This is a genomic window from Leptothoe sp. PORK10 BA2, from assembly GCF_034932105.1.
Taxonomy (GTDB): Bacteria; Cyanobacteriota; Cyanobacteriia; order Phormidesmidales; family Phormidesmidaceae; genus Leptothoe.
Window position 1 is genome coordinate 11,224 of the sequence record NZ_JAYGIG010000016.1, and the last position, 22,726, is coordinate 33,949.

Genomic DNA, 22,726 nt, shown 5'->3' on the forward strand with positions numbered 1-22,726 from the left:
TGTTGAGGGCTATTTTCTAGGGGCGCGACGCCTTCAGGTGTTTTATGGCTTCTTTGGGGCACCAACTCAAAGCGAGACGTTTTCCCAAGGAGAGTATTCAGAAGTCAGGAGTCAGGGATCAGGACCTCACTGGCTTCTGGCTTCTGGCCCCTGATTCCCCACCTAGCCAGGATTTTCCGGCTTAAGTTAATACCCCTTCTTTGCCAGAAACGTCCTAAGTAATGTAGTCCTGCAGAGCTTTAACCTCCAGGGTTTGGGTTTGCAGGGAGCGGATAGCTTCAATGGTTGCCCTGGCCCCGGAAAGGGTGGTGATGGTAGGAATTTTATAATCCAGGGCTGTCCGACGAATCATGCGATCGTCTTCCTGGGCGGTGGCTCCTGAGGGGGTGTTGATGATCAGCTGAATTTCCCTATTTTTGATGGAGTCAATTACATGGGGACGTCCCTCATGCACTTTGTACACTAGATCCACTTCTAACCCATGGGCCTGGAGTACCTTACGGGTACCGACGGTGGCAATCAGCTGAAATCCTAAAGCCGAGAGTTCTTGCGCAATGGCAACCACGGCTTCTTTTTCCCGATCATTCATGGATATAAAGGTGGTGCCACTGAGGGGCAGCTCCTGACTGGCCGCCAGTTCAGCTTTAGCAAAGGCTCGGCCAAAGTCAATGTCGATCCCCATGACTTCGCCCGTAGATCGCATTTCTGGCCCCAGCAGGGTGTCGGTGCCGGGAAACTTGCTGAAGGGTAGAACAGCTTCTTTCACCGAAATATGCTTGGGGATCACTTCGGTGGTAACGCCCAACTCCGCCAAGGTTTGCCCAGACATCACCAGGACAGCAACCTTGGCTAGGGGAATGCCCGTGGCCTTGGAGACAAAGGGCACGGTGCGAGACGCCCGAGGGTTGGCTTCCAGGATGTATACCTGGTCATCTTTGATGGCGAATTGAATGTTCATCAGGCCGATTACCTGAAGCGCCTTGGCTAGCTTGACGGTCCAATCACGAATGACCCCCAGGGTCTCGGCTTTGAGGGTGATGGTGGGTAGGGAACAGGCGGAGTCACCGGAGTGAATACCCGCCTGTTCAATGTGCTCCATGATGCCCCCAATCACCACTTGGCCGGTGCGATCGCAAATGGCATCCACATCTACCTCAATGGCATTTTCCAAAAACCGATCGATCAAAATCGGATGGTCCGGCTCCACCTGCACCGCCGTGGTCATATAGCGCTCCAGATCCTGATCGGAATAAACCACCTCCATGGCCCGGCCCCCAAGCACATAGCTGGGGCGTACCACCACGGGATAGTGAATTTTTTGGGCGATCTCCAGGGCTTCTTGGTAGCTGCGGGCGATGCCATTGGCGGGCTGGGTGATGTCCAGATCCCAAAGAATCTTTTCAAACCGCTCCCGATCTTCAGCGGTGTCAATGGAGTCGGGGGACGTACCCCATATTTGGGTTTGAATGGGCTGACCGTTCACCTCCGGCCCACTGGCCAAATAGGCCTGGAGCGGCAGCGCCAGCTTCAGGGGAGTTTGGCCCCCAAACTGAATGATCACCCCGACGGGGTTCTCCGCTTCAATGATATTGAGCACATCTTCCTTGGTCAGGGGCTCAAAATACAGCCGGTCGCTGGTGTCATAGTCGGTGGATACGGTCTCCGGATTGGAGTTGACCATGATGGTCTCAAAATCCTCGTCCTGCAGCGCATAGGAGGCATGGCAGCAGCAGTAGTCAAACTCGATTCCCTGGCCAATGCGGTTGGGTCCCCCACCCAAAATCATCACCTTGCGTCGGTTCGAGGGCTTGACCTCGGTTTCAGTTTCGTAGGTGGAGTAATAGTAGGGGGTGTAGGCCTCAAACTCAGCGGCACAGGTGTCCACCGTTTTATAGACCGGGATCACCCCCAGGGATTTGCGCTGGGTGCGCACCCGGTCCTCGTCGGTTTTGGTGGCATAGGCAATTTGGCTATCGCTAAAGCCCTGCTGCTTTACCGCCATCATTTGTTCTGGGGTAATGGCCTCTAGGGGGGTGCGTTTAAGCCATTTTTCCGTGACTAGCAGATCCTGGAGCTTGTCGATAAACCAGGGATCAATGCCGGTCAGCTCATAGATGTCCTGGGGACTGAGGCCCAGCTGCAGAGCATGGCGTAGGGAAAAAATCCGGTCCGGATTGGGGGAGCGCAAACTGGAACGCACCTTGGACAGGGTGGGGAGGGTTTCGTTGCGATCGCACCCCCAACCCGCCCGCCCCGTCTCCAAGGACCGCAATGCCTTTTGGAAGGACTCTTGGAAAGTGCGACCAATGGCCATGGCCTCACCCACCGACTTCATTTGGGTAGTCAGCAGGGGGGCACTGCCCGGAAACTTTTCAAAGGCAAACCGGGGAATCTTGGTGACGACATAGTCAATGGTGGGCTCAAAACTGGCCGGGGTTTTTTGGGTAATATCGTTGGAAATTTCACTCAGGGTATAGCCCACCGCCAGCTTGGCCGCAAATTTCGCAATGGGAAACCCCGTTGCCTTAGAAGCCAACGCCGAACTGCGAGACACCCGGGGATTCATCTCAATCACAATCATTTCCCCCGTATCCGGGTTGATCGCAAACTGAATATTGGAGCCCCCCGTCTCCACCCCAATTTCACGAATGATCTTAATGGAGGCATCCCGTAACCGCTGGTATTCTTTGTCCGTCAGGGTTTGGGCCGGAGCCACGGTAATCGAATCCCCAGTGTGGATGCCCATGGGATCTAAATTTTCAATGGAGCAGACGATCACCACGTTGTCGGCGAGGTCTCGCATCACCTCTAACTCATACTCTTTCCAGCCCAACAGGGATTTCTCCACCAAAATCTGAGAGACCGGGCTAGCGTCCAGACCCGACTTAGCAATAGTTTCAAACTCTTCCTGGTTGTAGGCAATGCCACCGCCCGTGCCGCCGAGGGTAAACGCTGGTCGAATAATCAGCGGATAGATCCCAATCTCATTGGCAATCATCTGGGCTTCGTCCATGGTTTCCGCCAAACCCGATGGACACATACCTACGCCGATGCGCTCCATCGCCTCTTTAAAGAGACGGCGATCTTCGGCCATTTCAATAGCATTTAGCTTGGCCCCAATCAGCTCCACATTGTGCTTAGCCAGCACCCCTGACTTAGCCAAATCAACCGCCAAATTAAGCGCGGTCTGCCCCCCCATGGTGGGTAGTAGGGCATCGGGCTTTTCCTGCTCAATTACCCGCGTCACCAGCTCCAGGGTGAGGGGCTCAATATACGTCCGATCCGCCGTTTCGGGATCGGTCATAATGGTGGCCGGGTTGGAGTTAATTAGCACCACCTCATAGCCTTCTTCCCGCAGAGCCTTGCAGGCCTGGGTGCCCGAATAATCAAACTCGCAAGCTTGACCGATAACAATCGGACCGGAACCAATTAACAAAATCTTGCGGAGGTCGTTGCGGCGGGGCATAAGCGGGCGTTGGGGAAATCGAGGGCAAATCTGGACAGCTCATATCAGCGCCAGATCAACGGATCTAAATGATTAAATCCAAATCATTGTAGGCCTTTCTTTCACTCCCAAGGTGGAGATTTTTCAGGAGTTTTTAACCACCTTGGGGTTAACAGCCATCAACGATGGCAAATCGCCCTCGGCCATGCCCCCAGTCTCCGGGTGTATATTCATGCAACTAGGCCAGACAACCCAGCCAGACAACCAGGCCAGACAACCGGGATTATTGCCCCATATCGTAGCCAGGGTCTATCACCCGACCAATAAAAATGGAGAGGTGCTGTACTCTACAGCGGCACCTCTCCATTTTTGAAATTACATTGAAATTGCGAAGGGAGAACCGATGTACCTGGGTCCTCCCGATGGGAAATTAGCCTTCGCCGCCTTCGCCGCCTTCGCCACCTTCGCTGCCTTCGCCAGTCACTGCGTCCTCAACTTCACCAGCCGCATCGCCAGCAGCGTCTACGGCACTACCAGCCGCATCGCCAGCGGCATCGACAGTACCATCGACAGCTTTACCAGCTGCATCGACGGCACCACCGGCTGCTTCACCGGCTGCATCAACGGCACCACCAGCTGCTTCACCAGCTGCATCGACGGCACCACCAGCTGCATCACCGGCCGCATCGACGGCTTCACCGGCTGCATCAACGGCTTCACCCGCTTTGTCCACAGCGGTACCAGCCGCGTCATTCGCATCTTTTACATTGTCAGTAGTACCGCCGCCACAGGCAGCAACAGCCGCAGCGACACCCAGGCTCAAAAATAGTTGAATTGCACGAGTCTTCATTCTGATTATCTCCGTTTTAAATGGGTGAGCTAAGCCACCGACTAACTATTTTGCATACAAACTAACCATTTGCTTTCTTTGATAAAAAAAACTGTGGTGATTGACGGATTTGAATAAGCCAAGATGTCTGTGCATTCACCCGTACGGACATCTTGATAATGAATCTGTCAGGAAACCCACAGTAAAGTAAGGCTTCAGTGAAGCAGAGAGAGAGCCTAGGGATATGATGACCGTAGTAGGTGTTATTGATTGCTAATCTCAATAGCTATCTACCATCCCCACTCTTAATAATTTGTTCCTAGCCCCTATGCCTACGGTTTCCCAGACCTCTTCTGAATTGAAGTCAACACCTTTATCCACGGTACTGCAGCTTTACGATGTAACAAAGCAGTACCCACAACAGGCGGTTCCTGCCATCAATCAGGTCAGTTTAAAGCTAGGCCAGGGAGAACTCCTGGCGCTGTTGGGACCATCGGGCTGTGGCAAAACAACCTTGTTGAGAACTATTGCAGGATTTGAAATTCCTGAGACGGGTTGGATCGAATTGGCCCAGCAGCCAGTGTGTGGTCAGGGGGCTGCCGTTCCGCCAGAACGGCGTGATGTGGGCATTGTGTTTCAGGATTACGCCCTATTTCCCCATTTATGTGTGATGGATAATGTCGCCTTTGGTCTGAAGCACCTGAGTCGTCATCGACGGATGCCCCATGACCAGATTCACACCCTGGCCCAAGAAGCGATCCAGCTGGTGGGATTAGCCGGGTATGAAACGCGCTATCCCCATGCCCTATCGGGGGGGCAACAGCAGCGGGTGGCCTTGGCTAGGGCCCTAGCCCCTCGACCGTCCCTAGTGCTGCTGGACGAGCCCTTTAGTAATTTGGACGTCCAGGTGCGTCTGTACCTGCGCCAGGAAGTCCGTAGCATTCTCAAGGGGGTGGGGGCTTCAGGAATTTTTGTCACCCACGATCAGCAGGAGGCGTTGGCCATTGCCGACCGGGTGGCGGTGATGCGGGCAGGGCGGATTGAGCAGTTGGCGAGCCCAGAGGAAATTTATGAGCAACCGGCCTCCCAGTTCATTGCTGATTTTGTCACCCAGGCTAACTTTCTCGAAGCCCAGCGCTCAGGGGATGGATGGCAAACCGCCCTAGGATTGGTGGATCCGGCTATGGTGCATCCCACGGAGGCGACCCAAGGAATGCTGATGCTGCGGCAGGAGGAGCTGTCTCTTCAGGCGGTGGAAACGGATGGGGATAAGGTTTTGGTGATTTGCGATCGCGAATTCCTCGGCCGCGAATACAAATACACCCTGACCCACCCCACCCTGGGTAATTTGCAAGCCCGCACCCCCATGAAGTTTGCCATGGGGGATACCGTCCAAGTGAGCGTTAAGCCAAATCCCTATGGGTTGAGGGTATTTGATTAGAACTTTGTAGTTATTTAGCCTTAGGTGGCTCAGGATAAGTAGTCCAATAAGGATTGCCGCATGACCTCCACTGGAGGTGGCTGTTGAGTCCATATTTCTAAGGCTGCCGCTCCCTGCTGGACCAGCATTTCTAACCCATCAAATGGCATCAGTCCGGCCGTACTGGCCTGCTGTAAAAACTGCGTAGGTCGGGGAGTGTAGATCAAATCGTAGGCAACGGCCTGACTGGGGAGCAAGCCGATCTGAGCATCGGTCAAGGGCGATGCCGCCCCATGGGGAGCCATCCCCACGGGAGTCGAGTTGATTATCAACCCCACCCTGGGCAGCAGATCATTCAACCGATCCCAAGCATGAACCGCTAGGGGGGGCTGTAAAGGGGAGGTTTTCCAGCCCTGGGCAAAGGCTGCTAGTTTTTCCGCGCTGCGCCCCACCACTAAAATTTCTGGACAGCCTAGCTGGTGACAGGCGGCCACCACGGCTCGGGCGGCACCGCCGTTACCCAGGATCAGCGCCGGTGACTGGCTCCAGTCTCGTCCTAAGGCCTGCAACGGAGCCATAAATCCGGCCGCATCCGTATTGGTGCCATGCCAACTACCCTCGTTCCACCAGACGGTGTTGACCGCCCCGATGGCCTGGGCCACCGGAGAAACATGGGCCAGCAGTGGCATGATGGTCTGCTTGTGGGGAATGGTGATGTTAAATCCCGTCAGCCCCATGGCGGCAAACCCATTGATGGCGGTTTTGAGCCGCTCTGGAGCAATCGGAAACGGCAAGTACACATAGTCAATGCCCAGGGTTGCGATCGCAGCATTGTGCATAATCGGCGACATGGAATGCTTGACCGGATAGCCAATCACCCCCAGGAGCTGAGTTGTCCCTTTAATCATTAACGGTTTAATCACCACAGATTTGTGTCCTGAGTTGTGTCCTGAGTTGGTGTCGTGGGTCGGTAGGATGCGTAGCGCTCCCAATTACTTATAATGAAACCTGCTACCTGGCAAGAAACCTGAATTTCACCGTTTTCCCCAGGACTCCATTAGCTCCATCCACCGCCCTAATCCCCACAACCATCGTGACTGCCACTCCGCTTTCCCCATCCGTTTCCCCCCAGCTCACCGCCCCCGAGGTCCGTCCCGATCAGCTGGGCCGCTTTGGTCGTTTTGGCGGCAAGTATGTGCCCGAAACCCTGATGCCTGCCCTAGCAGAGCTGGAGGAGGCGTTTTATACCTATCGCCATGAGGCGGGGTTTGAAGCCGAGCTCAACGGACTACTCAAGGACTATGTGGGGCGAGCCAATCCCCTCTACTTTGCGGAGCGCCTGACGGAGTACTATGCCCGTCCCGATGGCAGCGGGGCCCAAATCTATCTCAAGCGAGAAGACCTCAACCACACCGGCGCCCATAAGATCAACAACGCCCTCGGTCAGGTGCTCCTGGCCAAGCGCATGGGCAAAAAGCGCATCATCGCTGAGACCGGGGCCGGTCAGCACGGGGTGGCCACCGCCACCGTCTGCGCCCGGTTTGGCATTGACTGTGTCATCTATATGGGTGTCCATGACATGGAGCGTCAGGCCCTGAACGTATTTCGCATGCGGCTGATGGGGGCTACGGTGCAGCCCGTCAGTTCTGGTACGGGTACCCTCAAGGACGCCACCTCTGAAGCGATTCGAGACTGGGTCACCAACGTGGAAAACACCCACTACATTTTGGGCTCGGTGGCCGGCCCCCATCCCTACCCCATGATTGTGCGGGAGTTCCACGCCATCATCGGTCAAGAAACTCGGGCTCAGTGCCAGGAGAAATGGGGCGGTCTACCGGATATTTTGATGGCCTGTGTCGGAGGTGGGTCCAATGCCATGGGCCTGTTCCATGAGTTTGTGAATGAGCCTACCGTGCGCCTGATTGGCATTGAAGCCTCCGGCGAGGGGGTGAGCACTGGCAAGCACGCCGCCACCCTCACAGCCGGCCGGATTGGTGTATTACACGGGGCCATGAGCTTTTTGCTCCAGGACAGTGATGGGCAGGTGATTGAACCCCATTCCATCAGTGCCGGTTTGGACTACCCCGGTGTCGGTCCCGAGCATAGTTACTTTAAAGACATTGGTCGGGCAGAATATTACGGAGTTACGGATCAAGAAGCCCTGGATGCCTTCCAGCTGGTTTCCCAACGGGAAGGCATCATTCCGGCCCTGGAAACAGCCCATGCGTTTGCCTATCTAGAAACCCTCTGCCCCCAGTTGGAGGGCAATCCCACCATTGTGATCAATTGCTCTGGCCGGGGGGATAAGGATGTGCAAACGGTGGCGAAGATACTGAAGTTTGATGACTAGAAGCATTTTGGGGAGTTGGCTGAGCAGAGTTGTTTGCGCAGCGTCTCCTTAGGAGTTAGCCAATTCCGCTCGGCCAATTTTACACCCAGTGTCCCCTGAGCGGAGTCGTTGGCATAGCCACCCCAGAGGCGCTAGGGGACACTTCACTTTGTAATCAAAGGAACCTTGCATCTTGGATAACTTTGAGGTTTGCGATCGCGACCTGCCAAAATCCCTACTTGAGCGCTACCTAGCGGCCGATGCCATGGCCATCGACACCGAAACCATGGGTCTCAATCCCCTGCGAGATCGCCTCTGTCTGGTACAGCTCTGCGACCCGGAGGGCTATAGTTCAGCCATCCGCATTGAGCGGGGACAAACCAGCGCTCCCAACCTGCAGCAATTGCTCGAAATGCCCAGCATTCTTAAACTATTTCACTTTGCCCGGTTTGACTTAGCTACCCTGAAACATCACCTAGGGATTCAAGTAGCCCCCGTATTCTGCACCAAAATTGCCAGCAAACTGGCCCGCACCTATAGCCCCCGCCACGGTCTCAAAGAACTGGTCAAAGAAATTGCGGGCATAGAACTCGATAAGTCCGCCCAAAGCTCTGATTGGGGCAACGTGAAGCACCTTAGCGACGAGCAGTTGGCCTATGCCGCCAACGATGTCCGCTATCTCCACGAGCTATCCATGCGTCTTACCCTGATGCTACAGCGGGAAGGGCGCTGGTCCCTGGCGGAGGAATGTTTCCAATGTCTACCCACCTTTATTCACCTAGATCTGTTGCAGTATCAAAATATTTTTGAGCACTGAGGGATTTAAACCCTCAGGGGATTTACTGCCCCCGCAGCAGCGAAAATTTCCGTTACCTTGGTTACTCGTCCCGTAATTTTCAGGGAACTCTGATCACGGAATCAGATCAGGCCGGGCATACCTGGTTGGGGATTAGGCCTAATGGTGTTACCCCATCACCCCCAAAGTGAAGGCCATCGCCGTCGCCAAAATCTACGTAAGATTCCGGAATGCTTAGGGAACAGAGAGTTAAATACTAAGGTATTGACCGGATATTTTCCCACCCTCCTTTATGGAGAGTCTCTCGAATGTGGAGTTTCCTTAAAGAAGCTCATCTGTTAATGGTTTTTGTTATGTTCATACGCCATTAATGTCATCAAAGGTGTTCGTTAATCTATTAATTATATGAAAGCTGTCATATTAGCCGGTGGTCTAGGTACTCGTCTGAGCGAAGAAACTGCCATTAAGCCAAAACCCATGGTGGAGATCGGCGGTAAGCCCATTCTCTGGCACATCATGAAAACCTATTCTCACCACGGCATCAATGAGTTTATTGTTTGCTGCGGCTACAAAGGATACGTCATCAAAGAGTACTTCGCTAATTATTTTCTCCACATGTCAGACGTGACCTTTGACATGCGCTTTAACCAAATGAATGTCCATGCGGGTAAAGCAGAACCCTGGCGTGTGACCTTGGTGGATACAGGGGATTCCACCATGACCGGCGGTCGACTTAAGCGAGTAAAAGAGCACATTGGGAACGAAGATTTTTGCTTTACCTACGGAGACGGTGTTGCCAACGTCAACGTTACCGAGCTAGTGGAATTTCATAAGGAACAAGGTTCATTGGCCACCCTCACAGCGGTTCAGCCCCCTGGACGCTTTGGGGCCATTGCCCTGGAAAAAAGCCAAACAAAAATTACCCAGTTTCAGGAAAAACCTGAAGGTGACGGGGCCTGGATCAACGGTGGCTATTTTGTGCTCAATCCCCAGGTGATTGACTACATCGACGATGATTCAATTTCTTGGGAAAAGGAACCGCTGCAAAAGTTAGCCCACATGGAAGAGCTATCGGCCTATAAGCACAGTGGTTTTTGGCAACCCATGGATACCCTGCGGGATAAGCTTTACCTAGAAAAGCTATGGGGTGACGATGAAGCCCCTTGGAAAGTTTGGTAACACCATCGGGTGTCGGACAGTATCTGACTGGAATCTGTTCTGTCACTGCCTAGACACCTAAATCTAGTAACGGTTTAGGTGTCGTTATTTTGTGTTGTGGATTTACGACAACATTCGATCTTTAGATCTTTTACGGTTGCTGATTTAGGGTATGAACCTGTCCGTCATAGTTGTCATAGGGCAGCATCTTTTAGATGAAATCATCGTTCGGATCAGCAACACCCCAATTTTTTTATACTAAAGGAACGGTTATGAACGCTGAATTTTGGCGCGGTAAGCGAGTTTTTGTAACTGGTCATACGGGCTTTAAGGGTAGTTGGTTAGCCCTCTGGTTGCAACAGCTAGGGGCTGAAGTTGTGGGCTATGCGTTGACCCCTCCCACCAACCCCAGTCTGTTTGATGTGGCCCAGGTGGGCGATGGCATGATGTCCATTGAGGGCGATGTGCGGGATTTGGCGAGTTTGCAAGATGCGATCGCTACCCACAAACCCGACATTATTTTCCACATGGCTGCCCAGCCCTTGGTGCGCTATTCCTATGCCAATCCCGTCGAAACCTATGCCACCAATGTCATGGGTACGGTTCACCTGCTCGAGGCCGTTCGCCAAACCGGCAACACCCGAGTCGTGGTCAACATCACCAGCGACAAGTGTTACGAAAACCGGGAATGGGTGTGGGGCTATCGAGAAAACGAAGCCATGGGTGGCCATGACCCCTACTCCAACAGCAAAGGCTGTGCGGAGCTGGTGGCCTCGGCCTACCGCAATTCCTACTTTGGCCACAATACCTACCACGAGCACGGTGTGGGTTTAGCCAGCGTCAGGGCTGGCAACGTCATTGGCGGTGGAGACTGGGCTGGTGATCGGCTAATTCCCGACATCATTCGCGCCATCATTGCCGGGGAATCGGTGCTCATCCGCAGCCCGAACGCCATTCGGCCTTGGCAACATGTACTGGAGCCCCTAAACGGCTACATGACCCTAGCCGAACAGATGTGGGATTCCGGTACCGACGATGCCGAAGGGTGGAACTTTGGCCCCAACGACAGCGATGCCCGTCCCGTCTCATGGATCACCGAAAAACTCACCCAGCTTTGGGGCGATGGTGCCAGCTGGCAGTTAGACACCAACGTCAATCCCCACGAAGCCACCTATCTAAAACTGGATTGCTCCAAAGCCAAGAGTCGTTTGAAATGGGCTCCCAAATTGGATTTGGCCACTACCCTAGACTGGATTGTGGAATGGTATCGCGCCTACATCGGGGAAGAGAATATGCACCAAATGACCGTGGAGCAAATTCGACGCTACGAAGCGCTCAAATCTTTTTAAGATTCAGGGGGCTTCCCAGAAAATTGCAGCGCCTACGGTGGCCCAATGACCTGGGAAAACTCGATGCAGTCCTACCGTTTGTTTCGCTTCTTTGTTTTGCCTCTTTGTTTTCTTTCTAAGGGCTATTAATCGATAGTCAACACCTATGATTTTTAACGAAACCTCTATCCAGGGGGTCTATATTATTGACCTTGAGCTGCTTAAGGACGATCGGGGATTTTTTGCCCGGAGCTTCTGTGCTCAAGAATTTGAAGAACGGGGCCTAAAGGCGGCCATTGCCCAGTGCAACATGTCCTTTAACCATAAAAAAGGCACCGTGCGGGGGATGCACTTTCAAATTCCCCCCGCCACTGAAACGAAGTTCATCCGCTGCACCCAGGGGGCCGTTTATGACGTCATCGTCGACCTGCGGAAAGATTCCCCCACCTACCTATCCCATGTGGGGGTGGAACTGAGTGCCGACAATCGCCGCGCCCTGTATGTGCCGGAAATGTTTGCCCACGGGTATCAAACCCTGACAGACAATGCAGAAGTGATCTATCAGGTCACCGAGTTTTACACCCCTGGTTACGAGCGGGGACTGCGCCACAGCGATCCTAAACTAGCCATTGACTGGCCCTTGCCTGTGACCACAATTTCCCACAAGGATGCCAATTGGCCCCTATTGGATGACCAGCCCACCGACCAGCCCACCGACCAGCCCGTTTCCCTAGGAGTGTCCTCATGATTATTATTGATACTGCTCTCAAAGCCCGGGCCGAAGCGGGCAACCCTGTCCGCATCGGGATGATCGGCGCAGGCTTTATGGGCCGAGGAATTGCTAATCAGATTATCCATTCCGTACCGGGGATGGAACTGGTGGCCGTATTTAGTCGCCGGTTGGACGGGGCTAAGCGGGCCTATCAGGAAGCAGGGGTGGACCATATCCAGACCGTGACCACCGTTGCTGAGTTGGAAGATGCCATCACCAGCGGTATACCAGCAGTTACCGAAGATGCATCCCTGCTATGCAAAGCGGAAAATATTGATGCCCTGGTGGAGGTGACTGGCACCATTGATTTTGGGGCCGAGATTGTCCTAGAGGCGATCAATAACAAAAAGCATGTGGTGCTGATGAACGCTGAGCTAGATGGCACCATTGGCCCCATCCTCAAGGTCTATGCTGACCGAGCCGGGGTGGTGCTTTCCAATTGTGATGGCGACCAGCCGGGCGTAGAGATGAACCTCTACCGCTATGTTAAGAGCATCGGGTTTACTCCCCTACTGTGCGGCAACATCAAAGGCCTGCAAGACCGTTATCGCAACCCCACTACCCAACAGAGTTTTGCCGCCCAGTGGAAGCAGGCGGCCTACATGGTGACCAGCTTTGCCGATGGCACCAAAATCTCCTTTGAGCAGGCCATTGTGGCCAATGCCACGGGGATGAAAGTTTCCCAGCGGGGCATGTTTGGCTACGATTTTCGAGGCCACGTGGATGACATGACCCACCTCTATGATGTGGATCAGCTCAAGTCCCTGGGGGGAATTGTGGACTATGTGGTGGGGGCCCAGCCTGCGGCCGGGGTGTTTATTTATGCCACCAACGATGACCCCAAGCATCAGCACTATCTGAACTACTACAAGCGGGGCGAGGGTCCCCTCTATAGCTTCTATACGCCCTATCACATCTGTCATTTTGAGGTGCCGTTGTCCTTGGCCCGGGCCGTTCTTTTCCACGATGCGGTCATGGCTCCCCTGGGCAAACCCATGGTGGATGTGGTGGCTTCGGCTAAAATCGACCTCAAAGCAGGGGAAACATTGGATGGCATTGGTTACTACATGACCTATGGCCAATGTGAAAATGCCGATGTGGCCATCGCCCAAAACCTATTGCCCATGGGTCTGGCGGAAGGGTGCACCCTCAAGCATGATGTGGCTAAAGACCAGGTACTGACCTACGACGATGTGATCTTCCCCGAGGGTCGTAGATGCGACCAACTACGGGCAGAGCAAGATAGCCATTTCTTTGCGGCAGCAATGGTATAGGTTTGGGCACCCGGTACCTTAGGGTACCGGGTGACTAACTTGCGATCGCACCATACTCTCCCCCATCCCCCACGACCCGCCGCTTAGCCAGGATACTTTTCACATGTTTTTTCACCGTATTTTCGGTGATATATAACTTACTGGCTATAGCCTCATAGGACTGATTCTGCAGGCGGAGTTCCCACACCTTCACCTCCCGTGGAGTGAGGCCATAGCGCTTGCCATCAGCCACGGCCCGACGACGATGGGCCTGCTGACGATCCTCTAAAATCAGCATCAGACAGTGCTCCTGATAAGCCTTGAGGTTCAGCGGTTGAATGCGCACCCGAATCGGCTGCTGTTGGGCATCGACAATGTCCATTTCTAAGCCCAAGTGGGTCTCAATGCCACTGGTCATATTCTTAAAAATTGGCTGGCATAGGGTCCACAGGGCTTTGGGCACCTGGGATAGCTCGCAGCTGGCATGATTTGAGGAAACCAGGCCATGGCAGACGTGGACAGCCATGGTGTTGGCCTTGAGTATGCGGCCGCTGGCCGAAACAATTAATAGACCATCCACCAGATGATCCAGGGCCGTTGCCAATAGGGAGTTGATGGTAGCCCCATGGTCAAAAGATTCAGCGGGGTCAAAGGGGCCAAAGTACGACGAATTAGAGGAGCTATTCATAGTGGGCATCCCGAACTCAAGTAACCAGAACACCGGGGCATTGGGCAGAGGGGAAACCCTCAGGACCGTTGGTAATGGATCAACGGTGCCCCTGTTCTAAGTATTTATCAGGACTCCCACCATAAATTCGGCATTAGTTTTGCGGTTGCGTAACAAAACGACAACAATCTATCCGTGGGATGGCAGTAATATCCCCCAGACCGATGGATTCTAGTAGGCCTTGCCAATCTGCTTGGCCAAAGCCATGGCTAGAGCTATTACCAGACCCAGGGCCCGGCTGCGAAAATTGAGCCTCGGCCAAGACCGATAGATGATCCACCAAAAATTGTTGGGGGGGTTGGGGCAAGGCATCCCCCTCCAAGGGCTGATAGTTGATCCAACCGTCCACCACAATGGGAGGACCAGCGGCACAATGGACCGTTAGATACCAGTGGTAGTCGGTGTTGGCCATTAAGGTCAGTCCCACATCGTTCAAGGACACCCGCATAATGCCGGGAACCGTTGCCATGGCATCCGTAGTATCCAATCGAGACCGACTGATGGTATTGCCTGCCCCATCTTTGAGGGTAAATTCCACCCGACTGTCTTCTACCAGGCCATAGGGTTGATAAAACCAGAGATCGGGGGACGCCCTATGGGTAAAACTAAAAACGATTTCCCCAGAGCTCTCGTCAGTCTGAGCAATAGTCTGATCCCCCCCTGTCCAGGTGGCGGTATCGGGCATCAGGGCCGTCAACGGCGACACATCCGGTGGTAAATCACACACCCCGCCACGACTGCCACCACCTCGGCGCGTTCCCCTGCGGGGATAACCTATGTCCTGCGGGGGCCCTGATAAGAGAACCGCTGGGTGAATGGGTGGGTAAATCGCTGGGTGAACCGATGGCATCGATGGGAACAGCCTGCGAGCTTGGGCAGGGGAACCTAGGCCTAGGGCCAGTCCCGTTAAAAACATGGTTACAACGTAGATGTACTTCATCGGTCACCCCTGTAGTATGGCTATGGTCTATATCGACTAACGATATCGATGATCTGATGATCTGTATCGACTAACAATAATGGCGGTCCCCGTGAGGGTAATCACCGCTGGCACATAGGGCACCCAGAGGGCTGGCCCAGCCAGTAAACCCCAGCTCACCAGAAATAGCCCCGCCTCTGCGGTGAGTAACATCAGCCAAAAACGCCCCCCCGCTAGCCCCCAGCCCAGTCCTCCACCCACCAGCGCCCATGCCATAATCCAGCCACTTTCCTGCCATTCGTTCCAAGTGCTGATTAAGGGCCGACCATCTTCAACGGCGCTGATCAGCTGACTAATGATGTGGGCTTGAATAAACACCCCTGCGGTCATGTCTTCGGGGCGCTCACTCGTGGTGTAGGGAGTTTTCCAAAAGTCTCGCTCTGCCATGTCGCCACCGCCAAAGGAGAGGTCCGTGGTACCGATTAAGACGATGCGATCGCGCAGTCCACTGCCATCAAACCCCGGCTGCAAAACCTCTGATACCCGATGGGTCTGGGCGATATCTTCTAACCGGGGCAGGTGACGATAGTGCAACAGTTTCTGATACCCGCCCACACTATCCCTCGATAACCGGTAGCCACCGGCTCGGGCGTTTAATGGGGGAATTTTAACTGTGGAGAGCTGGAACCAGTTTTGGTCATTTTGCCAAAAGACATCATCTAAATTGTCATGGGGGGCCACCAGGTTTAAATATTGACCCGCCACGATGGTGGCAAAGCTGTAGTCAGTGCCACAGGGCGATACCGGCGGTCGCCGGACGGTCAACAACCCCCGCCGGGCCCGACCATCGGTATCTTCCAGCAAGTCGCTAAACCCTAGCCGGTTGTCAAATTTCACCCCAGGGGCTGGGGCCACCCCCCCCGTTTCGGCGGAGTCTGACGGATGCTTACAAAGGGAAATGAGATTCGGGGTATTTTCTAATCGCCTAGGCAGAGCGGGTACCTGGGCATCGATGGCATGTTCATGGTAAATGTCCACCCCCACCACTCGAGGCTGAAACGTTTCCAGCTTTTCCAACAGCGCTAACAACGTCTGATCGGTCATGGAAAAAGCTGAGGTGCTATCTAAACCCTGTTGTTTGATATCATCTTGGGTATTTTTGATCACCACAATGCGTGGATCGGGGGATTCAAACCATGGCCACCACCGCAAGAAACGGTCGTAGGCCCCTAGCTCCAACGATTGGAATCCCCCCAGAAATCGTAGACCCAAGGTGGCGGCGGTGAGGGTGGTCCCCAAAGCCCAAGTCACCCAAGGCCGGGGCCCTCGGGGAACAACCTGGGGCGGGATGGTCTTGGGCAGCCCCTGCAACCGTTGCCAGGTGGGGGGCTGCTGCGCCAGGTTTTGACACAAAATGGGTAGCCAGGTGGCACAGGGAAACTCATCTTCTAGGCCCTGCAACCGTTCACGGGCTTCGCGCACCGCCAGGTAAAGGGGGGTATTGTGGGAAAAACTTTCCAGAAAACCCTTGAGGAACTCATGGGCCACCCGATCTGGAATGGGCTCTCGCATCACCAGAATTTGGGGAATGTGTAGGTCGGCTAGATCCTGGGCTAACCCTAGACCGTCGCAGGAGTTGAACAGGGCAATGGCCAGCCCCCTCTGCACCGCCTTGCTCAGCCCATACTTCAACTCAGCAATGGTCAATTGATCCTGGGCATTGATGCTGATGTGCCCACTACTAATATCGCTGGTACTAATATCGCCGATACTAATATCGCCGTTATGTATGCCGCCACCGCTATGGCCAGCAAAAAACAAAATATCCCAGCCCCGTGGATCCCATAGGGCATGGTTGAGGGTGGCCCGATCGGGGCCGGTCAGCAGCTGTAACTCTACCCCGGGGAGATTTTCTAACAGGGCTCGATCCGTCTCCAGGTCTAATCCGGTGGCATCACCTAAAATCGCTAGAATCCTCACCTTAGAGCTGAGGGTTGCAGGGGCATCCACCTGTTCATAAACTGGGGCGCTCAGGGCCAACTCGGCCTGGGGATAGCGCTGAAAAAAATCCCACTGGTGCCAGGGTAACCGTCGTAGTATCGGGTCTTCGGTTTGTAGTACCACCCGAATGGTATCCGTAGGGCTCAGTTGCTCCAGCAGCTTGTTGTAGATCGGTTGAAAGGTGCCATGGCTGAGCCAGATATTGATGCGATCGCACAGCCTGCGAGCACTATCATGACAGTCCCCCAGCCAAGATACATTAGTGGCCCGATGGGCTTGAGCTTCCAGACGACTAGACAGACGCAGCTGACCATAAGCCGCCTGCCATTGCCGATATAAATCCGGTAAGTCTGGGGCTGCCGGTAAGACCCCAGGTAGCTCCACCGTTGGTTGCCCTTCCCCTAAGCCAATTTGCAAAACTAGGGAAAACCCCTGGTGAAAATTTCCTGCCCCCAGTTTGAGCACCACCCACCTATCCGGGCTGAGCTTTTGGTCCATACATAGCACCCTGCATCTGCACCCTGCATCAAATGATGAAATTCTCCACAACCCGCTCATTTCCTAAAGCCAGCTGGGCGCAGAAGGGTTCCCCTAGATGACCCCGGAAATAAAGCTGAAGGTAGTTATCCACATTGCGGGCCTGGGCTGTTAAACAGACCGTATTTTCCCCATCCAAAATTGTCACCGTCAGACCCTCAGGCAAATACGGAGGCCCTCCCAGGGGATAAATCCGCACCCCGATATTCACCACCGATTCATTTTCCGGTTCCACTTCTAGCACGAGGGCAACCTGCTCTGCCCCCAGCTGTAGCCCCAAGTCCAATGGCTTAGCTCGTTTAATGGCGATCGATGCCGACGGCGGCTCTAACTGCACTCCCTGTCTGAAAGCCGGTGTCCAAGTGGATTGCGCCAGGAGATCCTCCACAGATTGCCAGCCATTCTCAAAATATCCCCCCAGCCAACGGCTGAGCCGAGTCAACTGGCTAGGCACCTGATCCATCGCCCCTTGGCGCAGTTGGTGGAGATGCTCGGGGAAATCATCCATCGGCCGTAGTTGCCCCAACTCCAGCCGTGGCTGGAGTTGGGATACCTCCGCCACAAATCCCAACAGTGAGGCCTCTCCAGCCACCTCATCTAACGCCACGGACACATAGCCAATACGCTCTGTCAGCACCTCTGGCGGTATCGGACAAGCCTCTGCTTGAAGGGACACCGGACGACATTCCACCCGACCCACCCCAGGCACCATCAGGTCAGCCACATCTTCGATCAACTGCATGGTCGGATTCCAGCTATCGCTAGTGGCTAAATCCGTAGGAATCCCCAGGGCATCCAAAAACTCGTGCATGACCCATACCGCCAGGGTATTTCGTCTCACCCGCTCCGCAATATCAGGCTGACCATGGCCATGGGCAAACTGCTGGGCAATCATCTTGCCCTGGTGGGTGATGGGCCAAATCAGACTGGCCGTATCTGTAGCCGATTGTGAGTAAGTCATGGCAACGATCTCCGATATACTGTGGCAGTCGTGGTTACATAAATCTTTTTCACGTCCAGAACGGTCATGGGGCCGTCGGAAAAATCGTAGGTTTTAACTTGGACGTGGTTTAGATTGCGATTAAGGTGAGAGGATCAGGCAGGGCCCTAATTTAGGGGCCTAATTTCTAGAAGATTAAGAATTCAAATGGCCTTCGGCCCGGCCAAACTCTCGTAAACGAGGTTTACATTGGCGGCGATAGAAACTTTCAAGGGTTTTATAGGAAACACCAAACTCATTTTCTAGGGCCTGCCAAGGGGTTTCCGGTGGCAGTCGCCGAAGAATCAGCTCATAGCAGTTGATTTTCGGATCATTGGCAATATGGATTTTGCGCAATTCCCCGGCATTTTGGTTTAACCAATCTTGCACCCGTTCTAAAATGGGTGGAATTTCTGGCTTAGCGGTCAAGGTTGCCACCACATCTGCCGTACCTCCGTCCTCCCCATAGGCCGAGACATAACGAGCACGATCGGCTTTAACCGCCTGCTCAAAATCCGACAGACGAAATTTTAGATATTTATTTAACCAGGTGGTAACGCTGGCAATCTCAGGGTCGTAGGGCTTGGCTGTTTTGCCCTCACACAGGTTTTGACAAAGATAGATCCAGGTTTGCTGTAAAGCATCTTGATAGTAGGGGCTATTGTCGCGCCAAAGGCGAGATTTGACTAACCGAATTAACTGGGTTAGGTATCGCTGCCGCTCCTTGCTGCCAAGACAATGACGACAAGCTTCACAAGCCAACCGACGTAATTCATCTGGGGAGTTGTTCATCAGTAGCCCTGGGTTACTCCGTCTGAGAATCATCCGCATTAGCGTTTCCCATTCCTACATTAAAAGTTATCAGTTACACGGCTAATAACCCATCAGCCTCTGGGGGAAAGATTCGGCAACTATCCGGAAGGTTTACAAAAATACACGACGCTGATGCAGGTTGCTGGCAGGGGCCTCACACCGCGCATAGGCCCTAGCCTAGTCGTTGTCCCCTGGAATCCAGTAGTTCTAAGTGAAGTAACCACCATACACAACAAAATTGATACTGAATGTACCCTAAAGGGTACTGACGGTAATTATTCTCCACACCATACTGTGACTAATCAACCGTGGTTAATCAACCGTAAACACGTGTGGTTTTAACCGATTAAACCTGGTTTTCTTATCAGTGAAAAGGATTGTCTACCATGTCTGAACGTAATAATAATCAGGGTCACAACCCTATTTGGGCTGATAATAGCGATCGCAAATTTCAGGTAAATACCTTACTGGCTGACCTACCCAAGGAGCCAAGCAAAACTACAGCTGATGATGAGGCCTATAGTCAGACCATCACAGCAAAACAGATTTTAGCTAAAATCCTTCAAGAAATAGTTCAAGCAAGCAAAAACGCCATCCAACGACTGACCGGACGAGGTCATCTCTAATCAGCCACCTCCAAGTTGAAACCTGGGGTAACTGCCCCGGCAAAACCACCGCTCTGGACGTTGATTCGGCTGTAGTTCAATAGGTATGAGCAAACCAAACCGGGGAATAGTTCCTTGTCTCATCTTGCTTGTGCTCACTTTGGGGCAAACTCGGGCTGGGGGTGAACCACTATCGTCCTCACCCGTAGATGTCAATCTGGGTACAGACGTCATTACAGACGTTAGCCACGAGGTTTACGGACCTGTCCATCAGCTATTTCAACAGGCCAGGGTTCAATATGAGCTGTACCAATATGGGGCAGCCCTGGACCTTTATCATCAGGCACTGGAGCTTTCCCACGAGCTGGATTATCAGTATGGCATTGCGTTTGCCCAGCATCATAGGGCCAGAATCCATGGCCGTGAGGCGCGCTATGACGCCGCCCTGTCAGAATTTCTGGGGGTTTTAGACACCCTCTCCGGGATGACTTCAGGGGCAGCAGAAAAGCTCAGGGCTGACACTAATTTCCAGGTTGGCAAACTATACGCCAACATCTTTGATAAAAGCCTAGAAGCCCTGCCTTTCTTAGAACGGGCATTGGCTTACTATCAACAGTTTGAAAATTCTGCCCTCACCCATGGGGATGTGCTGAATGGATTGGGCAATATCCATCAGCAGCTGGGCAACTTGGGGGACTCACTGCTGGCCTATGAAGCAGCTGGAGATATCTATAGGTCCCTGATGGAACTGAATGATCAGGTGATCGTACTCAACAATATCAGCGGCATCCAGGTCTATTTGGGCAACTATCTAAAGGCCAAGTTAGCCCTAGAACAGGCTTTGCTTCTCCTTGAAGACTTGCCAGCCGATGGGGACTATCGGGTTTCTGTGCTGAACAATCTGGGCTGGCTATATGAGAGACAATATCGGTATGACGAGGCCCTAGATTTTTACCATGCCGCTCAAACAGCTCGGGGAGAATTGGGTCGGGGGATTAGCCTGAGTCGGTTGCTGAGTAACATTGCCTATGTCCACACGCAAAAAAATGAGTTGGATATTGCCCTAGATACCTACCATGAGGCCCTGGCCCTGACGGAGGTGGCTGCAGATAATACAGCCCAAATAGCAGAGCGCATCGAAATTTTTAACGGCATCGGCACCGTTTACTTTAAACAGAAACACTACGAAAAGGTCTGGGTCAGCTACCACCAGTCCCTGCGTTTGGCCATTCAAATTGATCAAAGCCTAGGGCAGGCTAGAACACTGACTGAGTTTGGGCAATTATTTCAACATCTGCAGCAACCGCTGGTGGCGATCGCATTCTACAAACAGGCGCTCAACGACATTGAGCAGGTCCGGGCCAACTTGCGATCGCTCCCCCTAGATATCCAAAAGCGCTACACCGAGACCGTTGCCCCTAGCTACCGAGAACTCGCCGCCCTGCTATTTGAGCAAGAGCGCATCTTTGAAGCCCATCAGGTTTTAGACCTACTCAAATTGCAAGAACTAGAAGACTATTTTCAAGATGTCCGGACAGAACAGTCTGACATGACCAACAAAATTCCATACCTGCCCCCCGAACAGGTCATCCTCCAACAGCACCAACAACTCTTGCTAGCAGACCGTCCAGAAACCGACCCCGTCCTGAGCCTAGACGATTTTCTTCGCCAGCCCGCAGTGGCCGCCGCCATAGCTAGCCTCAAACACCCCGAGGATCCCAAACTGCAGCCCCAAACATTGCAACAACTGCAACAAAAACTCCAAAGACTGCCCCACAAGTCAGCGGTGCTCTATCCCCTGGTGCTGCCGGATCGTTTAGAACTGCTGCTCATTCCCCCCAGCGGCGCACCCATACACCACACCACAGCCATCAGTAAAACCACCCTCACGGACCAAGTCACCACCCTGCGCCATGATTTGGCCGACCCCAGTAGCAATGTCAAAGCCATGGCCCAGACCCTCTATGGGAGCATTATCCGTCCCCTTAAACCCGAGCTCCATCGCCTAGGGATTGAGAATATTATCTACATCCCCGATGGAGTTCTTCACTACATTCCACTTTCAGCCCTGTACGACGCTGAGCAGGGGCAATGGCTGGCCGAGCAATACACCTCCCATAACCTTACGGCCAGTGATATCGGCGATCTGACCCAACCACCGAGTCGCCCCTTCCATGTTCTGGCCGGGGCATTTGCGGATGCCGATCAAACCTTTGAAGCGTTGATTGATCAAGCTACAACCAACTTCCAGGGTCTCACCTACGCGGGGCAAGAAGTCGCTTTTTTGCAAGAAATGTTGCCCACCACCGAGGTGCTACTCGATGGAGACTTTAGTCGAGACAATCTCAAATCCCAGCTTCAAGGCCAAAATATTGTCCATTTAGCCACCCATGCGGCCTTTGTCCCAGGCCAGCCCGAAGATTCGTTTATTTTGCTCGGCAATGGCGACCTGATTACCCTTAAAGAACTGCGCCAATGGTCCTTGCCCAATGTTGACTTGGTGGTGTTGAGTGCCTGCCAAACCGGTATCAGCCATATTGAAGATGGGCTGGAAATCCTGGGCATGGGGTTCCAAGTCCAGCGCACCGATGCCCGCGCCGCGCTGGCCTCACTGTGGTGGGTGGACGATCGCTCCACCTCTGAGCTAATGCAGCTGTTTTACACCGAGCTAGCGTCAGGCGCAACCAAAGTAGAAGCGCTCCAAACAGCCCAACTCCAGCTGATGGCCAAGGGTAAAACCGAACCATTTTACTGGGCCCCATTTGTCTTAATCGGCAATGGTCAATAGCCAATTGGTTCAGATTAATCCATCGGA

Annotated in this window: 17 protein-coding genes; 9 read left to right on the top strand and 8 right to left on the bottom strand. The window is 53.5% G+C overall.

Features of this window, described 5'->3' with window-relative positions; genetic code table 11:
* Positions 1 to 214: 214 nt before the first annotated feature.
* Both carB and VB741_RS06675 read right to left on the bottom strand, forming a co-directional pair.
* On the bottom strand, positions 215 to 3,466 hold the full coding sequence (gene carB, locus VB741_RS06670) for a carbamoyl-phosphate synthase large subunit (RefSeq protein WP_323364375.1): 3,252 nt from the start codon (positions 3,464 to 3,466) through the stop codon (positions 215 to 217).
* A gap of 409 nt (positions 3,467 to 3,875) precedes the next feature.
* Positions 3,876 to 4,295, bottom strand: a complete 420-nt coding sequence (locus tag VB741_RS06675; RefSeq protein ID WP_323364376.1) for a hypothetical protein — start codon at positions 4,293 to 4,295, stop codon at positions 3,876 to 3,878.
* A 307-nt stretch (positions 4,296 to 4,602) separates the two neighbouring features.
* Between VB741_RS06675 and VB741_RS06680 the strand changes: the two genes are divergently transcribed.
* The gene (locus VB741_RS06680) at positions 4,603 to 5,715 is read left to right on the top strand and encodes an ABC transporter ATP-binding protein (RefSeq protein WP_323364377.1); all 1,113 of its coding nucleotides are present in this window, start codon (positions 4,603 to 4,605) and stop codon (positions 5,713 to 5,715) included.
* Positions 5,716 to 5,744: 29 nt separating this feature from the next.
* Here VB741_RS06680 and VB741_RS06685 read toward each other — a convergent pair whose 3' ends face one another.
* On the bottom strand, positions 5,745 to 6,602 hold the full coding sequence (locus tag VB741_RS06685; protein WP_442786311.1) for a shikimate dehydrogenase: 858 nt from the start codon (positions 6,600 to 6,602) through the stop codon (positions 5,745 to 5,747).
* A 185-nt stretch (positions 6,603 to 6,787) separates the two neighbouring features.
* On the opposite strand from VB741_RS06685, the gene trpB reads away from it, so the two are divergent.
* The 6 genes from trpB (at position 6,788) to VB741_RS06715 (ending at position 13,351) form a co-directional block, all read left to right on the top strand.
* Complete coding sequence (trpB, locus tag VB741_RS06690; RefSeq protein ID WP_323364379.1) at positions 6,788 to 8,044, top strand: tryptophan synthase subunit beta; 1,257 nt, start codon at positions 6,788 to 6,790, stop codon at positions 8,042 to 8,044.
* A gap of 172 nt (positions 8,045 to 8,216) precedes the next feature.
* Entirely contained in the window at positions 8,217 to 8,840 is a 624-nt protein-coding gene (locus VB741_RS06695) for a ribonuclease H-like domain-containing protein (protein ID WP_323364380.1), read from the top strand.
* 384 nt (positions 8,841 to 9,224) lie between these two features.
* Complete coding sequence (gene rfbF, locus VB741_RS06700) at positions 9,225 to 9,998, top strand: glucose-1-phosphate cytidylyltransferase (RefSeq protein WP_323364381.1); 774 nt, start codon at positions 9,225 to 9,227, stop codon at positions 9,996 to 9,998.
* A 251-nt stretch (positions 9,999 to 10,249) separates the two neighbouring features.
* The gene (gene rfbG / locus VB741_RS06705) at positions 10,250 to 11,326 is read left to right on the top strand and encodes a CDP-glucose 4,6-dehydratase (protein WP_323364382.1); all 1,077 of its coding nucleotides are present in this window, start codon (positions 10,250 to 10,252) and stop codon (positions 11,324 to 11,326) included.
* A gap of 145 nt (positions 11,327 to 11,471) precedes the next feature.
* Positions 11,472 to 12,053 carry a dTDP-4-dehydrorhamnose 3,5-epimerase gene (rfbC, locus tag VB741_RS06710; RefSeq protein WP_323364383.1) on the top strand — a complete coding sequence of 194 codons (582 nt, stop codon included), beginning with the start codon at positions 11,472 to 11,474 and terminating at the stop codon, positions 12,051 to 12,053.
* The gene (locus VB741_RS06715; protein ID WP_323364384.1) at positions 12,050 to 13,351 is read left to right on the top strand and encodes an NAD(P)H-dependent oxidoreductase; all 1,302 of its coding nucleotides are present in this window, start codon (positions 12,050 to 12,052) and stop codon (positions 13,349 to 13,351) included. Before rfbC ends, VB741_RS06715 begins: the two co-directional genes overlap by 4 nt.
* Before the next feature lie 34 nt (positions 13,352 to 13,385).
* Here the strand turns inward: VB741_RS06715 and VB741_RS06720 are convergent, their stop codons facing one another.
* From VB741_RS06720 to VB741_RS06740, 5 genes are all read right to left on the bottom strand, one after another.
* Complete coding sequence (locus VB741_RS06720; protein ID WP_323364385.1) at positions 13,386 to 14,018, bottom strand: helix-turn-helix transcriptional regulator; 633 nt, start codon at positions 14,016 to 14,018, stop codon at positions 13,386 to 13,388.
* A 133-nt stretch (positions 14,019 to 14,151) separates the two neighbouring features.
* Positions 14,152 to 14,973: a DUF928 domain-containing protein gene (locus VB741_RS06725; protein WP_323364386.1), complete on the bottom strand. Its 822-nt coding sequence runs from the start codon at positions 14,971 to 14,973 to the stop codon at positions 14,152 to 14,154.
* A gap of 60 nt (positions 14,974 to 15,033) precedes the next feature.
* Positions 15,034 to 17,475, bottom strand: coding sequence for a CHASE2 domain-containing protein (locus VB741_RS06730; RefSeq protein ID WP_323364387.1), 2,442 nt, complete (start codon positions 17,473 to 17,475; stop codon positions 15,034 to 15,036).
* 28 nt (positions 17,476 to 17,503) lie between these two features.
* Positions 17,504 to 18,475, bottom strand: a complete 972-nt coding sequence (locus VB741_RS06735; protein ID WP_323364388.1) for a DUF1822 family protein — start codon at positions 18,473 to 18,475, stop codon at positions 17,504 to 17,506.
* A gap of 174 nt (positions 18,476 to 18,649) precedes the next feature.
* Positions 18,650 to 19,324: a sigma-70 family RNA polymerase sigma factor gene (locus VB741_RS06740; protein WP_323364389.1), complete on the bottom strand. Its 675-nt coding sequence runs from the start codon at positions 19,322 to 19,324 to the stop codon at positions 18,650 to 18,652.
* Between the two features lie 368 nt (positions 19,325 to 19,692).
* On the opposite strand from VB741_RS06740, the gene VB741_RS06745 reads away from it, so the two are divergent.
* A complete protein-coding gene (locus tag VB741_RS06745; RefSeq protein ID WP_323364390.1) occupies positions 19,693 to 19,932 on the top strand; it encodes a hypothetical protein in 240 nt (79 codons plus the stop codon).
* Between the two features lie 139 nt (positions 19,933 to 20,071).
* The gene (locus VB741_RS06750; RefSeq protein WP_323364391.1) at positions 20,072 to 22,699 is read left to right on the top strand and encodes a CHAT domain-containing protein; all 2,628 of its coding nucleotides are present in this window, start codon (positions 20,072 to 20,074) and stop codon (positions 22,697 to 22,699) included.
* Positions 22,700 to 22,726 lie beyond the last annotated feature (27 nt).

Excerpts from the sequence above, each read along its gene's own strand:
- carB (WP_323364375.1), bottom strand. The coding sequence starts at position 3,466 with ATGCCCCGCCGCAACGACCTCCGCAAGATTTTGTTAATTGGTTCCGGT.
- VB741_RS06675 (WP_323364376.1), bottom strand. The coding sequence starts at position 4,295 with ATGAAGACTCGTGCAATTCAACTATTTTTGAGCCTGGGTGTCGCTGCG.
- VB741_RS06680 (WP_323364377.1), top strand. The coding sequence starts at position 4,603 with ATGCCTACGGTTTCCCAGACCTCTTCTGAATTGAAGTCAACACCTTTA.
- VB741_RS06685 (WP_442786311.1), bottom strand. The coding sequence starts at position 6,602 with ATGATTAAAGGGACAACTCAGCTCCTGGGGGTGATTGGCTATCCGGTC.
- rfbF (WP_323364381.1), top strand. The coding sequence starts at position 9,225 with ATGAAAGCTGTCATATTAGCCGGTGGTCTAGGTACTCGTCTGAGCGAA.
- rfbG (WP_323364382.1), top strand. The coding sequence starts at position 10,250 with ATGAACGCTGAATTTTGGCGCGGTAAGCGAGTTTTTGTAACTGGTCAT.
- rfbC (WP_323364383.1), top strand. The coding sequence starts at position 11,472 with ATGATTTTTAACGAAACCTCTATCCAGGGGGTCTATATTATTGACCTT.
- VB741_RS06715 (WP_323364384.1), top strand. The coding sequence starts at position 12,050 with ATGATTATTATTGATACTGCTCTCAAAGCCCGGGCCGAAGCGGGCAAC.
- VB741_RS06720 (WP_323364385.1), bottom strand. The coding sequence starts at position 14,018 with ATGAATAGCTCCTCTAATTCGTCGTACTTTGGCCCCTTTGACCCCGCT.
- VB741_RS06725 (WP_323364386.1), bottom strand. The coding sequence starts at position 14,973 with ATGTTTTTAACGGGACTGGCCCTAGGCCTAGGTTCCCCTGCCCAAGCT.
- VB741_RS06730 (WP_323364387.1), bottom strand. The coding sequence starts at position 17,475 with ATGGACCAAAAGCTCAGCCCGGATAGGTGGGTGGTGCTCAAACTGGGG.
- VB741_RS06735 (WP_323364388.1), bottom strand. The coding sequence starts at position 18,475 with ATGACTTACTCACAATCGGCTACAGATACGGCCAGTCTGATTTGGCCC.
- VB741_RS06740 (WP_323364389.1), bottom strand. The coding sequence starts at position 19,324 with ATGCGGATGATTCTCAGACGGAGTAACCCAGGGCTACTGATGAACAAC.
- VB741_RS06745 (WP_323364390.1), top strand. The coding sequence starts at position 19,693 with ATGTCTGAACGTAATAATAATCAGGGTCACAACCCTATTTGGGCTGAT.